5 protein-coding genes are annotated in these 16463 nt (G+C 75.3%); all 5 read left to right on the top strand.

The window, feature by feature from the left end; translation table 11 throughout:
• The first annotated feature begins 5 nt into the window (after positions 1–5).
• The 5 genes from IE237_RS09830 to IE237_RS09810 all read left to right on the top strand — a co-directional run bounded on the left by IE237_RS09830 (position 6) and on the right by IE237_RS09810 (position 16386).
• A complete protein-coding gene (locus tag IE237_RS09830; RefSeq protein ID WP_189801406.1) occupies positions 6–1040 on the top strand; it encodes a TauD/TfdA family dioxygenase in 1035 nt (344 codons plus the stop codon).
• A gap of 8 nt (positions 1041–1048) precedes the next feature.
• On the top strand, positions 1049–2929 hold the full coding sequence (locus IE237_RS09825; protein WP_189801405.1) for a non-ribosomal peptide synthetase: 1881 nt from the start codon (positions 1049–1051) through the stop codon (positions 2927–2929).
• A gap of 62 nt (positions 2930–2991) precedes the next feature.
• Positions 2992–8511 carry a condensation domain-containing protein gene (locus tag IE237_RS09820; RefSeq protein ID WP_189801404.1) on the top strand — a complete coding sequence of 1840 codons (5520 nt, stop codon included), beginning with the start codon at positions 2992–2994 and terminating at the stop codon, positions 8509–8511.
• Positions 8512–9022: 511 nt separating this feature from the next.
• Positions 9023–16174 (top strand): non-ribosomal peptide synthetase, encoded by a 7152-nt coding sequence (locus IE237_RS09815; protein ID WP_189801403.1) that lies wholly within the window; start codon positions 9023–9025, stop codon positions 16172–16174.
• Positions 16171–16386 carry an MbtH family protein gene (locus IE237_RS09810; RefSeq protein WP_189801402.1) on the top strand — a complete coding sequence of 72 codons (216 nt, stop codon included), beginning with the start codon at positions 16171–16173 and terminating at the stop codon, positions 16384–16386. The genes IE237_RS09815 and IE237_RS09810 overlap by 4 nt, the downstream gene beginning before the upstream one ends.
• Positions 16387–16463 lie beyond the last annotated feature (77 nt).

Below are 16463 nucleotides of genomic sequence, written 5' to 3'. Positions count from 1 at the left end.
CCATCATGACCACGTACGCCCAGAGCCCGGCCACCGCCGGCATCACCGTCGTGCGGGAGCCCGGCAAGCCGGCCCTCGTCCACACCCCCGCCTTCGACACCATGGCGGAGGCCACCGCCTGGCTGTCCGCCCAGCTCCCCGCCATCCAGGCCGAACTGCACCGCTCCGGCGCGGTGATGCTCCGCGGGCTTCCGGTGACGGACACGGAGACGTTCGCCGAGGCGCGTGACGCGCTGATCGCCCAGCGGGCCGGCTACAAGGAGAAGGCCACCCCCCGCAGCGACTTCGGCGAAGGGGTGTTCTCCTCCACCGACCTGCCCGCCGCCCAGGCCATCCGCCTGCACAACGAGAACAGCTACACCCTGGACTTCCCCGGCGTGCTGCTCTTCGGCTGCGTCACCGCCCCCGAGACCGGCGGCGCCACCACCGTCGGCGACATGCGCAAGGCCCTCGCCCTGCTGCCGCAGGACCTGGTCGCCCGGTTCGCCGAGGCCGGCTGGCTGCTGGTGCGCAACTACTCCGACCTGGCCGGCATGCCCTGGCGCAAGGCCTTCTCGTCGGAGGAGCCCGCGGGCGCGGAGGAGTACTGCGACGCCCACGCGATCGGCTACGAGTGGCTCGACGAGGACACCCTGCGCACCCGCCAGCGGCGCTCCGCGATCATCACGCACCCGGTGACCGGCGAGCGCTCCTGGTTCAACCACTTCGCCTTCTGGAACGCCCGCAGCCTCGACGAGGACGTCCGCGAGGTCCTCACCGACACGTTCGGCGAGGACGGCCTGCCCTTCGACACGCGCCTGGGCGACGGCACCGCCCTCACCGACGCCGAGGTCGACGCGATCAACGAGGTGTACCAGGCGGTCACGGTGCGGGAGAGCTGGCAGGCGGGCGACCTGATGCTCGTCGACAACATCCTCTGCGCGCACGGCCGGGAGTCGTACACCGGGGACCGCAAGATCGTCGTCGCCATGGGCGAGCCGGTCCGGCTCTCCGACTGCTCCCCGACCACCACCCCCTCCACCACCCTGTACGGAAGGTGAGCCCCGCCATGACCGCCGTCCTCCCCGAGCGCTCCACCGCCGCTCCGGCGCCCACCACCCCGGCCCACGTGCGCACGGACGCCTGCGCCTGCGGCACCTGCGCCGCCGCCGGCACCGGCGCGGCCGACCTCCTCGCCCGGCTCGCCTCGGCACCCGGCGGCCGCGCCGCCGTCGTCGCCGGCGACCGCCGCCTCACCTTCGACGAGCTGCGCGCCGAGGCCGCCGTCGTCGCCGCCCGGCTGGATGCCCTCGGCGTCGGCCCGGAGAGCGTCGTGGCGCTCTGCCTGCCCCGGGGCGCCGCCCTGGTCACCGCGATCATCGGCACGCTCACCGCCGGCGCCGCCTACCTGCCGGTCGACCCGGCGCTGCCCGCCGACCGCCGCCGCCACCTCGTCGAGGACTCCGGCGCGCACCTGGTCGTCACGGACGGCACGGAGGGCTCCCCGGTCTCCGGCGTCCGCGCCGTGACGGCCGCCGAACTGACGGCCACCCCGATCGGTGACCCGGCCCCGTCCCCGTACACGCCCGTCCCGGTCACCGGGGACACCCTCGCCTACGTCATCTACACCTCCGGCTCCACCGGCCGCCCCAAGGGCGTGGAGATCGGCCGCGCCGCCGCCTCCCTGCTGCTCCGGGAACTGGAGGAGGCGGGCGCCGCCACCGGCGAGGGAGCCCGCGTCGGCTGGAACGCCTCCCCGTCCTTCGACGCCTCCGTGCAGCAGTGGACCCGGCTCTGCCGGGGCGACACCCTCGTGATGATCGACGAGGAGACCCGCCGCGACCCGTCGCTGCTCGCCGCCTTCATCGACGAGCAGGCCCTCACCGACCTGGACATCACCCCCTCGCACGCCGACCCGCTCCTCGACCTGCTCACCCGGGACGGCGGACCGCGCCCGCTGACCCTCCTCGTCGGCGGCGAGGCCATCAGCCCGGCGCTGTGGGACCGGCTGGCCGCCGCCCACCGGTCCGGCCTCCTGCGCGCGCTCAACGTGTACGGGCCGACCGAGTGCACCGTCGACGCCACCGCCGGCTGGATCGACGGGCCCGGCGAGCCGCACATCGGCGCCGTCCTGCCGGGGCTGCGGATGCGCCTGCTCGACGAGAGGCTCGCGCCGGTCGGGCCGGGGGAGTCCGGCGAGCTGTACCTCGCGGGCCCGCGCGTGGGCCGCGGCTACCGGCGCCGCCCGGGCCTGACGGCGGAGCGCTTCGTCGCCGACATCGCCGGCGCCTCCGGCGGGCGCATGTACCGCACCGGAGACCGCTGCCGGCTGCTGCCCGACGGCCGGCTCGTCTACCTCGGCCGCGCCGACGGCCAGGTCAAGCTGCGCGGCCACCGCATCGAACTCCCCGAGATCGAGGCCGCCCTCACCCGCGTGGAGGGCGTCGCCGAGGCGGCGGTGATCCTCGGCGAGGACGCGGGCGGCACCGCGTCCCTGATCGCCTACCACCGCGGCGGGGACGCCACCGCCCTGCGCACCGCGCTCTCCGACAGCCTGCCCGCCTACATGGTCCCGAGCGCGTACGTCGCGGTCGACCGGTTCCCCACGACGCCCAGCGGCAAGCTCGACCGGTCCGCGCTGCCCACCCGCGTCGACACCCCGGCGGAGGAGGAGCACCGGGCGGCCGACGGCAACGGCACCGACGGTCTGAACGGCCGCGCCGAGGAGCTGATCGCCCGCGTCTGGACGCAGGTCCTGGGCGCCGCGTCGATCGGTCCGGACGACAACTTCTTCAAGCTCGGCGGCCACTCCCTGCTCGCCATCAAGCTCGTCTCCCGCGTGCGGGCCGAGCTGTCCGTGGCCCTCCCCGTCAAGGCCGTGTACGCCCACCCGAGGCTGCGTGACCTCGCGGCCCACATCGAGGAGCTGCTGGCCGCACGGGATGCCTGACCGCACCCCCCGTCGTCGCCGCCTCACCCGCCCGCCCCCGCCACTCACGAGGAGCAGCAACCGTGATCCCCCTGTCCTACGCCCAGCGCCGGCTGTGGTTCCTGAACCGGCTGGAGGGTTCGTCCCCGGCCTACAACGCGCCCGTGGTGCTCCGGCTGGGATCGATGCCCGACCCGGCGGTGCTCGAAGCGGCGGTACGGGACGTGGTGGAGCGTCATGAGGTGCTCCGCACCGTCTACCCGGCCCGGGACGAGGAGCCGTACCAGCGGATCCTCGACGACGCCGACGTGCCCTTCGAGGTGGAGCGGTGCGCCCCGGGCGAGGACGTGCGGGCCCGGGCCACGGAGTTCGCCCGGCTCCCCCTGGACGTGACGGTCGAACTGCCCCTCCGGGCCCGGCTGTTCGAGGTGGCGGACGGCACGGCCGTCCTGGTGCTCCTCGTGCACCACATCGCCACGGACGGCTGGTCGGTGGGCTGCCTCCTCGCCGACCTCGACGCCGCCTACCGCGCCCGCTCCGAGGGCCGCGCCCCCGGCTGGGAGCCGCTGCCCGTCCAGTACGCGGACTACGCCCTGTGGCAGCGGGACATGCTCGGAGACCCCGAGGACCCCGACAGCACCGCGCACGAGCAGCTCACCCACTGGCGGAAGGCCCTGGACGGCATCCCGGCCGAGACGCGGCTGCCGGCCGACCGGCCCCGGCCCACGGAGCCCAGCCACCGGGGCGCGGTGGTCTCGGCGGAGCTCGACGCGGGGACCCACCGGGCCCTGACCGCCGTCGCGCGCGCCCGGCGCGGCACGTTCTTCATGGTGGCCCGCGCCGCCCTGTCCCTCGCCCTCCGGGCGGCGGGCGCGGGCGACGACGTGGTCGTCGGCACCCCGGTCGCGGGCCGGCCCGAGGAGGACCTGCACGAGCTCGTCGGGTTCTTCGTGAACACCCTGGCCCTGCGCACGGACCTCTCGGGGGACCCCGGCCTCGGCGCGCTCGTGGACCGCGTCCGCGAAGCGGACCTGGTCGCGTTCGCGCACGAGGACCTGCCCTTCGACCTCCTGGTCGAGGACCTCAACCCCGAACGCTCCTTCGGCCGTCACCCGTTCTTCCAGGTCATGCTGAGCACGCAGACCCGGCAGGAGGACGAGACCGTCCGGCTCGGGCCCGTCCCCGCCGAGCTCGACGACGCCGACCTGGCCACCGCCAAGTTCGACCTCGGCTTCCACTGCCAGGAGACGCTCGACGCCGGCGGCGAGCCCGGCGGGGTGCTCCTCGGGCTGCAGTACGCGACGGACCTGTACGACGAGGACACCGCGCGCCTCCTGCTCTCCCTCTTCCTGCGCGCGCTGACGGCCCTCGCCGAGGAGCGGGACAGCACCCCCCTCAGCCGTGTCGTCCTCCTCGCGGACGGCGAGCGCGACGCACTCGAACGCCGCCACCGGGCCCTCGCCGAGGCGGCACGGACCCGCACCACCCTCCGGAAAGAGGCACAGGAGAGCGAGCGGACCGCGTCCCGCTCCGTCACGGACCCCCGGGAGGAGATCCTGACCGGCCTCTTCGCGGAGATCCTGGACCGCGAAGGCATCCGCTCCGGCGACAACTTCTTCAAGCTCGGCGGCCACTCGCTGCTCGCCGGCAAGCTGACCAACCGCATCCGCGGAGCCCTGGGGCTGCAGGCCGCGATCCGTGACGTGTTCCTCGCCCCGACCCCCCGGCAGCTCCTCCGCCGCCTCGGCGCGCGGGGCGACAGCACCCGCCGCCCGGCCCTGCTGCCCGTGCCGGACGAGCACCGCCCCGACCCCGTCCCCCTCTCGTACGCCCAGCGCCGGCTGTGGTTCCTCAACCGGCTCGAAGGCTCCTCCGCGGCATACAACGCGCCCATGGTGCTCCACCTCGACACGCAGCCCGACGCGGCCGTCCTGAAGGCGGCCGTACGGGATGTGATGCACCGTCACGAAGTGCTGCGGACGGTCTATCCGGTACGGAACGGGGAACCGTACCAGCGTGTCCTCGACGCTCCGGAGGTACGGGTCGAGGTCGAGAACTGCGCCGCCCGTGAGGACGCGCGGGCGCGGGCGACCGCCTTCGCCAGGATCCCGCTGGACGTCACGGACGAACCGCCGCTGCGGATACGGCTGTTCACGGTCGCCGACGGCACGGCCGTCCTCGTCCTGTCCGTGCACCACATCGCGACGGACGGCTGGTCGGTGGGCTCCCTGCTCGCCGACCTCGACCGCGCCTACCGCGCCCGCGCCGAGGGCCGGACTCCCGCCTGGGAGCCGCTGCCCGTCCAGTACGCCGACTACGCCCTCTGGCAGCGCGAACTCCTCGACGGCGAACACGGCATCCGAGAAGACCAGTTGGCCTACTGGCGCAAGGCCCTGGACGGAATCCCCGCCGAGACCCGGCTGCCCGCCGACCGGCCGCGCCTCACGGAACCCAGCCACCGGGGAGCGGTGGTGACCGCCGAGCTGGACGCGGCGGCCCACACGGCACTCGCCGGTGTCGCCCGCAGCCGCCGGGTCACGTTCTTCATGGTCGTCCGGGCCGCGCTGTCCCTCGCCCTGCGGGCGGCGGGCGCGGGTGAGGACGTGGTCGTGGGCACGGCGGTGGCGGGCCGGCCCGAGGAGGACCTGCACGAGCTCGTCGGCTTCTTCGTGAACACCCTGGCCCTGCGGACCGACCTGTCCGGCGACCCCACCCTCGCCGAACTGGTGCGACGCGTGCGGGACGGGGACCTGGCGGCCCTCGCCCACGACGACCTGCCGTTCGACCTCCTGGTCGAGGACCTCAACCCCGAACGGTCCCTCGGCAGACACCCCTTCTTCCAGGTGATGGTCAGCGCGCAGACCGCGCAGGACACCGCTGTCCGCCTCGGCGGCATCACCGGCGTGACGGACGGGGCCGACCTCGCCGGAGCCAAGTTCGACCTCTCCTTCAACTGCGTCGAGACGCACGACACCGGCGGCGAGCCCGGGGGCGTGCTGCTCGGGCTGCAGTACGCGACGGACCTGTACGACGAGGACACCGCGCGCCTCCTGCTCACCCTGTTCCGGCGCGCCCTGACGGCCTTCGCCGAGCGGGCCGACGACACTACGCTCAGCGGGATCGACCTCCTCACCGACGAGGAGCGCCGCGGGCTCGACCGCCGCCACGACGCCCTCGCGGTCGCCCTCGCCGAGCGGACACGCGCCACCGCCGGGGACGGCCGGCGCACAGCGGCCCGCTCCGTGACGGACCCGCGCGAGGAGATCCTGCGTGGCCTGTTCGCGGAGGTCCTCGACCGGGACGACGTGCTGCCCGGCGACAACTTCTTCAAGCTCGGCGGGCACTCCCTGCTCGCCGGCAAACTGACCAACCGCATCCGGGGGACGCTGGGGCTCCAGGCCGCGATCCGCGACGTCTTCCTCGCCCCCACGCCCCGGCAGCTCCTCCGCCGCCTCGGCGCGCGGGGCGACGGACCCGCCCGCCCCCCGCTGCTGCCCGTCCCCGACGCGCTGCGCCCCGCCCGCGTCCCCCTGTCCGCCGCCCAGCTGCGGCTCTGGTTCCTCAACCGCCTCGACGGCCCCAGCGCCACCTACAACATCCCCGTGGTGACCCGGCTGCACCGACCCGTCGAGCCGTCCGTACTGGCCGCCGCCCTGAAGGACGTCGCCGACCGGCACGAGGTGCTGCGCACCGTGTACCGGACGGAGGACGGCGAGCCCTACCAGCAGGTGCTGACCGGCGAGACACCCGTCCTCCAGGAGCTCGGGGCCGAGGGGCCGGACGAACTGCGCACCGCCGTCGACGCCGCCGCCGGGTACGTCTTCGACCTGGCCGCGGAGATCCCCTTCCGGGCCTGGCTGATGACGGACGGCGACGGCGGCCAGGTCCTGGTCCTGCTCGTCCACCACATCGCCGGCGACGGCTGGTCGACGGGCTGCCTGCTCGCCGACCTGGACACCGCCTACCGCGCCCGGGCCGACGGCCGGGCTCCCGCCTGGGAGCCGCTGCCCGTCCAGTACACCGACTACACCCTCTGGCAGCACGACCTCCTCGACGGCGCACACGGCGTCGCCGGCGAACAACTCGCCCACTGGCGCGACGCCCTCGACGGCCTCCCGCCGCTCCTCGCCCTGCCCACCGACCGCCCGCGCCCCGCCGTGAGCGACGGGGCCGGTGCCCTCACCCCCTTCGAGATCGGCGCGGCCACCCACCAGGCCCTGCTGCGCCGCGCCCGGGGCAGCGGCGCCACCCTCTTCATGGTCGTGCAGGCCGCCCTCGCGGCCCTCCTCACCCGGCACGGCGCGGGCACCGACCTCGCGATCGGCACCACCGTCGCCGGCCGCGCGGACGACGCCCTGCACCCGCTCGTCGGCTTCTTCGTCAACACGCTCGTCCTCCGCACCGACACCTCCGGCGACCCCGACCTCACCGAACTCCTGGAGCGGGTCCGGCGGACCGACCTCGCCGCGTACAGCCACCAGGACCTGCCCTTCGACCGGCTCGTCGAACACCTCAGCCCGCACCGCTCCGCCGCGCACGCCCCGCTCGTCCAGGTGATGCTCCAGGTGCACGCGGCGGCGACCGGGACCGGCTCCCCGTCCGTCCTGGACGGCGACCCGGTCGCGTTCGGCGCGGCGGGCGCCAAGTCCGACCTCACCTTCGCGCTGACCGAACTGGTCGACGCCGACGGTGCGCCGGCAGGACTGCGGGGCGCCCTGGAGTACGCCACCGCGCTCTACGACGCGGACACGGCCGCTCTCCTCGCCCGGCGTCTGGCCGAGACCCTCGACGCGTTCGCCGCCGACCCCGGCACCGCGCTCTCGGCGACGCCGTACGGGCCGGCCGCCCCCGCCGGGCGGGAGGTCGTCCTGGACGAGCGGGGACGCCCCGCGCCGGTACGGGTGCCCGGCGAGGTCCACGAGCGGACCCCCGGTGGCGGCCTCCGCGCCACCGGCCGCCGCGCCTACGCCGAAGCCGACGGGCGGCTGCGGCCCGTGGCGGCGTTCACCGTCGGCGGTTACCCGGTGGAGCCCGGCCACGTCGAGGCCGTGCTCGGCGGGCACCCCGACGTCACCGGAGCGAGCGTCGCCGTCCGCGACGACCGCCTGCACGCCTACGTCACCCGCCGGCCCGGCGGAGCCGACGAGGCCGCCCTGCGCGGCTGGGCCGCCGAGCGGCTGCCCGAGTACCTCGCGCCCGCCCGCGTCGTCCCGGTGCCCCGGCTGCCCGCGTCCGGCGAACACGCCGACGCCCGGCCCGAGGCGGAGACAGCGGGTGCGGGTGCGGGTGCGGCGCCGGGTCCGGACAGCCGGGAGGAACGCCTCCTCCTCGTCTTCCGGGACGTCCTCGGCGGCCGGCCCATCGGCCGGGACGACAACTTCTTCAAGTCGGGCGGACACTCCCTGCTCGCCGTCAGGCTCCTCAACCGGATCCGCGCCGAGTTCGGCCAGGACCTCACGCTGCGGGACGTCTTCCGGAACCCGACGGCGGCGGCCCTCGCCCACCGCCTCGCCGAGGCCGGCGCGCCGGCCCCTACGGCGGCGCCGCCCGCGCCCCCGGCACTCCGCCGCCGCACATCAGCGGGATCCCGCCGCCCCAACTGAACCCCCGTTGTGGGCATGCGTTCCTCCCCCAGACTTCGTCCGGGAGGTGCCCCCAGGGCGGAACGGGTGGGCACAACGGAACGGCGCCCTTGCCGGCGCCAGAGGCTCCCGAGCCGTGAACCCGCACCCGTTGTGCGGCGCGCTGTTGGTGCGGGTCCAGGCGCGGAACGCGGAGGCGCCGCTGAAGGTGCCGTCCCGTGTGCCCACCCGTCCCGCCCCAGCGGGACGATTGCCCACACGGGGCGCGGCGCGGGCCCACACGGGCGGGGCGCGGGACCACACGGGCCGGGGCACGGGCCCACGCGGGCGGTGGGCACCGCCCGGCGCACGGGGGAGCGGGCACCCCCCCGGCGCCGAGTGAGCCCGCACCGGCAGCTCCCGGCAGCCGGTTCTGCCGATTCCAGCTGCCGGGCCGACTGCCCCGGCCGGCCCCGCGCCGCCCCTAGCGTGAAGGGCACGGAGGCGAGAGGAACCGCCCCGGTCTCTCGGCCCTTTACCGGAGGAACTCAGCATGCCCCCCAGCAGAACGGAAGACCTGCTCGACGGCGGACCCTCTCCCGCCCCCGCGCCGCCCGTGCTCGACCTGATCGCCCACCAGACGCGTACCCGCCCCGACGCCCCCGCCCTGGTCCACGCCGAGGCCCGCCTCACCTACGCCGAGCTCGCCGCCGCCGTACGGGCCCGGGCCGGGGAGCTCACCGCGCAGGGCGCGGGACCCGGCCGGCTGGTCGCCCTCCACCGGCCCCGCGGCATCGACGCGATCGTCGGCCTCCTCGCCGTCCTGAGCACGGGCGCCGCGTACCTGCCCCTCGACGTCCAGGCCCCCGACGCCCGCAACGAGGCGATCCTCAAGGACGCCTGCGGAGACCTCGCACCGGCCCCCGCCGACGTCGCCCGGCACGGCGAGCTCGTCCTCGGCGGCCCCGGCGCCGGAGAGGGCGCGGCCTACGTCATCTACACCTCCGGGTCCACCGGCACCCCCAACGGCGTGGTCGTCGCCCATGACTCCCTGGCCCACTTCATCGCCGGTGCGACCCCCGCGTACGGCATCGGCCCCGACGACGCGGTCCTCCAGTTCAGCCCGCTGCACTTCGACGCCAGCATCCAGGAGATCTTCACGACCCTCGGCGCCGGCGGCACCCTCGTCCTGCGCACCGACGACATGCTCGACGTGGCCGAACTCCTCGCCGGCTGTGCCCGGCACGGCGTCACGTACCTCGACCTGCCCGCCGCCTACTGGCACGAGCTCGTCTACGTCCTCACCACCGGCTCCGTCCGCCTCCCCGACGGCCTGCGCACCGTGATGATCTACGGGGAGGCCGCCCTGCCCGAGCGGGTCGCCCAGTGGCGCGGCCTCGTCGGCGAGCGGGTCCGGCTCCTCAACGGCTACGGCCCCACCGAGACCACCGTCGTGGCCACCATGGCCGACCTCAGCCGCCACGACGACGGGCCCATCCCCATCGGCCGGCCGCTGCCCGGCGTCCGGGCCGCCGTCGTCGACGGCGAACTGTGGCTGCTCGGCGGCGGCCTGACCCGCGGCTACCTCCACCGGCCCGAACTGAACGCCCGCCGCTTCACCGAGCTCGACGGCGAGCGCGCCTACCGCACGGGCGACCTCGTCACCCTCGGCGAGGACCGGCAGATCCTGTACCACGGCCGCCTCGACGACGAGGTGAAGATCGGCGGCCAGCGCATCGACCCGGCCGCCGTCGACTCCGTCCTCGCCGGCCACCCGAAGGTCCGGGAGGCCTCCGTCGTCGCCCAGCAGGACGGCGACGGCGTCAAGCGCCTCGTCGCCTTCGTGGTGACCGAGGGCGGCACGGGCGCGGAGGAGCTGCGCGACTGGGTCCGCGCGCGCATGCCCGCCGCCGCCGTGCCCGCCGTCTCGATCGTCGTCGCCCTGCCCCGTACCAGCTCCGGGAAGATCAACCGCAAGGCGCTGCGCACGGCCGACCCGCGCCTGCCCGTCGTCGACGAGGAACCCCTGCCCGCCGAGGACCGCGTCCCGCTCTCCCACGCCCAGCGCCGGCTGTGGCTGGTCGGACAGCTCGACGGGCCGTCCGCCGCCTACAACATGCCGATCGTCCTCGACCTGGACACGGCTCCCGACCGGGCCGCCCTCGCCGCCGCGGTGGCCGACGTCGCCGCACGGCACGAGGTGCTCCGCACCGTGTTCCTGGCCCCCGACGACGAGCCCTACCAGCACGTCCTCGCCCCCGCCGCCGTCCGGTTGCGCACCGTCGAGTGCCCCGAGCGGGAACGCGCCGAGCGGGTCGCCCGGTTCACCGCCGAGACCTTCGACCTGACCCGCGAACTCCCGCTGCGCGTCGCCCTGTTCCTCCCCGAGGACGGACCCGGCGCCACCCTGGCCGTGCTGCTCCACCACGTCGCCGGCGACGGCTGGTCCCTCGAACCGCTCATGACCGACCTCGCCCACGCCTACGCCGCGCGCGCCGCGGGCCGCGCCCCCGACCGGGAGCCGCTGCCCGTCCAGTACGCCGACTACACGCTCTGGCAGAACGAGCTCCTCGGCGACGCCGACGACCCCGAATCCGCCGTCGCCCGGGGCCTCGCCCACTGGAGCGCGGCCCTGGAGGGCCTGCCGGCCGCGACCGACCTGCCCCTCGACCGGCCCCGGCCCGCCGTCCGCGCCCATGACGGCGGCCTGGTGACCGCCACCGTCGAACGGGGCGTCCACGCACGGCTCGTCCGCCTCGCCGAGGAGCACGACGCCAGCCTGCTCATGGTGCTTCAGACCGCTCTCGGGCTGGCCCTGCGGGCGTACGGCGCCGGTGAGCGCACCCTCCTCGGCACCCCCGTCGCCGGACGCGACGACGAGGCCCTCGACGAGCTGGTCGGCTTCTTCGTCAACACGCTCGTGCTGCCCACCGACACCTCCGGCGACCCGGCCCTCACCGACCTCCTGCACCGGGTCCGGGACACCGACCTCGCCGCCTTCGCCCACCAGCGGCTGCCCTTCGACCTTCTCGTGGAGCACCTCAACCCGCCCCGCACGCCCGGTGTCCACCCGCTCTTCCAGGTCATGCTCACCCTGCGGACCACCGGCCCCGACGGCGGCCCCTTCCGCCTCGGCGCCATCGAGGGCCGCTTCGCCGGCGACGGGCCGGCCACCACCAAGTTCGACCTCACGGCCGCCTTCGAGGAGCTCCGGGACGCCGACGGCGCCCCCGCGGGACTGCGGCTCGGCCTGGAGTACGCGCGCGACGTCCTCGACGAGGACACCGTACGGATCCTGCTCGCCGCCCTGGAGCGCGCCCTGCGCGCCGCCGCCGAGCACCCCGGGGACCGGGTCCCGGACACCGCCCTCGTCGATCCCGGCACCCGCCACGCCCTGGACGAACGCCGCGCCCGCACCGCCGCGCGTGCCGCCGAGACCGCCGCCGAGGCGACCGCGCGGACCGCCGCGGAGCCGCCCGCCCCGCACACCGACACCCTGCGGGAGCTGTTCGCCGAGGTCCTCGGCCTCGACGAGGTCGGCCCCCACGAGGGCTTCTTCACCATCGGCGGCCACTCCATGAGCGGAGTACGCCTCGCCAACCGGATCCGCGCCCGCCTCGGCGCCGACGTCCAGGTCCGCGACCTGCTCCTCGCACCCACCCCCGACGCCCTCGCCCGCCGCATCGCCGCCCGGTCCACCGACCCGGAGGCGGACGGCACGCCGACGTCCGAGCGCCCCCGCCCCGTCCCGCGCACGGACCGGCCCCGGCACATCCCCCTGTCGTACGCCCAGCGCCGGCTCTGGTTCATCGACACCCTCGAAGGCCCCAGCGCCTCCTACAACATCCCCCTCGTCCTCAGGCCGGCGGAACCCCTCGACGCCGGCGCGCTGGCCGAGGCCCTCACCGACCTCTCCGACCGGCACGAAGTGCTGCGCACCCGCTACCGGACCGTCGACGGCGAACCCCACCAGGAGATCCTGCCCCGCGTCCGGCCCTCCCTCGACGTACGGTCCGTCCCGGCCGACCGGCTCCCGGCCGCCGTCGCCGCAGCGGCGGGCCACGTCTTCGACCTGGCCGAGGAGACGCCCCTGCGCGCCACCCTCGTCACCCCCGACGGCGGCGGCGGCCAGGTCCTGGTCCTGCTCGTCCACCACATCGCCGCCGACGGCTGGTCCACCGGCCCCCTCCTCGCCGACTTCGGCACCGCCTACCGCGCCCGCGTCGAGGGCGGCGACCCCAGCTGGTCGCCGCTGTCCGTCCAGTACGCCGACTACACCCTCTGGCAGCGCGACCTGATCGACGGCCCGGCCGCCGCGGCGCATCTGGACTTCTGGGAGAAGACCCTCGCCGGCGCACCGGCCGTGCTCGAACTGCCCTCCGCCCGGCCGCGCCCCGCCGAAGCCACCCACCGCGGCGGACGCGCCCCCGTCGCCGTCGACGCCGCCACCCACCAGGCCCTCGAAGCCCTCGCACGGCGCAGCGGCGCCACCCTGTTCATGGTCCTCCAGGCCGCCCTGGCCGCCGTCCTCACCCGGCACGGCGCGGGCACCGACCTGCCGCTCGCCACCATGACCGCCGGACGCGACGACGAGACCCTCGGCGACCTGGTCGGCTTCTTCGTCAACACCCTGGTGCTGCGCACCGACACCTCCGGCGACCCCACCTTCACCGAACTCCTGGAGCGGGTCAGGCGGACCGACCTCGCCGCGTACGGGCACCAGGAGCTGCCCTTCGACCGGGTCGTCGAGCACCTCAACCCGGTCCGCACCACCGCCCACCACCCGCTGGCCCAGATCGTCGTCCAGCTCCACCACGACTACACGAGCGACGTCCCCGGCGCCGCCGCCGCGAAGAGCCTCTTCCAGGAGGGCGGACCGGCGCTCCTCGACACCGTCTCCACCAAGTTCGACCTGACCTTCGCCCTGGACGAGCGGCGGGACGGGGAAGGAGGACCGGCGGGCCTCGCCGGCGGCCTGGAGTACGCCACGGACCTGTTCGACGCCCCCACCGCCGCACTGCTCGCCGCCCACCTGGAGCAGACCCTGCGGACCGCGGCGGCCGATCCCGGCGTACGGATCGGGGACGTCGACCTGTTCACCGCCGCCGACCGGTTCCGTCTGGTCGGCGAGTACAACGACACCGCCACCGTGGTCCCCGCCGCCCCCGGGACGATCCACGAGCTCATCTCCCGCCGGGCCGCGCGCACCCCCGAGGCGCCCGCGCTGATCACCGACGAGGAGACCGTCGGCTACGGAGGACTCGACGCCCGCGCCGACGCGCTGGCCGCCCGCCTCCGGACCGCCGGGGTGCGCCGCGGCGACACCGTCGGTGTCCTCCTCGAACGCGGTGTGCCCCTGGTGGTCACGGCCCTCGCGGTCCTCAAGTGCGGCGCCGCCTACCTCCCCCTGGACCCGCGGCTTCCGGAGGCCAGGCTCCGCCTGATGCTGGAGGACGCGGGAGTCCGGCTGCTGACGACCGACACGGACACCGCCTCCACCGCCGTCGTCGCCGCGGACGGGGCCGGGCCGGCCGTCCTGCTCGTGGACGCCCCCGACGCCGGGGAGCCCGTCGGAGCAGACTCCGGTGCCACCGGGGACGACCTGATGTACGTGATGTTCACCTCCGGGTCGACGGGCCGCCCGAAGGGCGTCGGTGTCACCCACCGCAACGTGGTGGAGCTCGCCGCCGACCGCGACGTCCGCTCCGGCGGACCGCGCCGGATGCTGGTCCACTCGGCGACCGGCTTCGACGCCTCCGTCTTCGAGATCTGGGTGCCGCTCCTCAACGGCGGCAGCCTCGTCCTCACCCGCGGCGATGGCACCGACCTCGCCGAGACCGCCCGCGCCGTCCGCGAACACGGCGTCACCACCGCCTACTTCACCGTCGGCCTCTTCCACGTCATGGCCGACGAGGGCCTGGACACCCTGCGCCGGCTCCGCGAGGTGTGGACCGGCGGCGACGTCGCCAATCCGGCCGCCGTCCAACGGGTCCTCACCCACTGCCCGGACACCGTCCTCGTCCACTCCTACGGCCCCACCGAGACCACCTTCGCCTCCCACAACCAGTGGTTCGGCACCGGCGAACGCACCCTGCGCGGCGCCGGCCTCCACCTCGGCCGGCCGATGGACAACACCCGCAGCCACGTCCTCGACGAGGCGCTGCGCCCCGTCCCGCCGGGCGTCCCCGGCGAGCTCTACATCGCCGGCGCGCACGTGGCCCGCGGATACGTCGGCCGGGCCGGTCTGACCGCCGAGCGGTTCGTCCCCGACCCCTTCGAGCGCGACGGCAGCCGCATGTACCGCACGGGCGACCGCGTGCTGTGGACCCCCGCCGGTGAACTCCGCTTCCTCGGACGGGCGGACGGCCAGATCAAGCTCCGCGGCGTACGGATCGAACCCGGTGAGATCGAGCGGACGCTGGCCGCGCATCCCTCGGTCGGCCAGGCGCTCGTGGTGGTCCGCGAGGACCGGCCCGGCGACAAGAGCCTCGTCGGCTACGTCGTCCCCCGCGCGGACGCGGTGGTCACCGAGGCCGAACTGCTCGCCGAGGCGCGGGCCACGCTCCCCGAGCACCTCGTGCCCTCCGCCGTCGTCGTCCTCGACGCCCTGCCGCTCACCGTCAACGGCAAGCCCGACCGCGCGGCGCTCCCCGCACCGGACCGCCCCGCCGCCGCCGAGGGCGGACGGCAGCCCCGCAACGCCCGCGAGGAGGTGCTGTGCGCGCTGTTCGCCGAGATCCTCGACGTGCCCCGCGTCGGCATCGACGACAACTTCTTCGCCCTGGGCGGTCATTCGCTCCTCGGTGTCCGCCTGGTCAACCGCGTCCGCAGCGTCCTCGGCGTCGAGCGCACCGTCCGTGACCTGTTCCGCCTGCCCACCCCGGCCGGACTGCTCGGCTCGCCCGACGACGACGGCACGGCCGCCGCCCTGGGCGTCCTGCTCCCGCTCAGCACCCGGGGCGGCCGCCGCCCGCTGTTCTGCGTCCACCCCGGCACCGGCGTCGGCTGGGCCTACGCCGGCCTCGCCCGCCACCTCGGCGACGACCAGCCGCTGTACGCCCTGCAGGCCCGGGCGCTGAGCGAGCCCGACCACCGGCCCCGCAGCGTCGAGGCGATGGCCGACGACTACCTGGAGCAGATCCGGCAGATCCAGCCCTGGGGCCCGTACCGGCTGCTCGGCTGGTCCTACGGCGGCCTCGTCGCCCACACGATGGCGGTACGGCTCCGCGACGCCGGGGAACGGGTCGAGCTGCTCGCCCTGATGGACGTCCACCAGACCGGCCCCGGAAGCGTCTCCGTACTCCCGCCCGAGGAGCGGACGGCGGCGGCCGGCCCGGCGGACGCCGAGGACCTGGCCGCGGCCCTGGAGGAGATCCGCCGAGAGGACCCCGTCCTCGCCGGATTCTCCGACGCCGAACTCCGGGCGGTGCTCCGCGCCTCCGAGACGCACGCCGCCCTCATGGCACGGCACGTGCCGGGCGTCGCCGACACCGACACGCTGTTCTTCACCGCCCGCAGGCCGGGGGAGCGGGAAGGCGCTCTCGCCGCCACCTGGATTCCCTTCACCGAGGGAGTCGTCGACAACCACACCCTCGAATGCGGCCACCTCCAGATGGCCGAACCGGAACCTCTCGAAAGAATCGGAAGAATAGTCGCGGAGAAACTCTCCGCGCTTCAGAAGGAAGAAACGAGGAGCCAGTCATGAGCGAGTCCGTCAACCCGTTCGACAACGCCGAGGGCACCTTCCACGTCGTCGTGAACGACGAGGGCCAGCACTCCCTCTGGCCCGCCTTCGCGGACATCCCGGCAGGCTGGACCAGCGTCTGGGGCACCGGAAACCGCGCCGACGCCCTGGACTACATCACCGCCAACTGGACCGACATCCGCCCGCGCGGCCTCGTCGCCCAGTACGCCTGACCCACCCGGCCCCCAGCGCCGTGCCCCGCATCCGATGCGGGGCACGGCGCTTTTCCCGTTCCCGCCGGCCCGGATTC

It is taken from the genome of Streptomyces tanashiensis, assembly GCF_014648895.1.
Taxonomy (GTDB): domain Bacteria; phylum Actinomycetota; class Actinomycetes; order Streptomycetales; family Streptomycetaceae; genus Streptomyces; species Streptomyces tanashiensis.
This window is presented reverse-complemented; position numbering and strand designations above follow the sequence as displayed.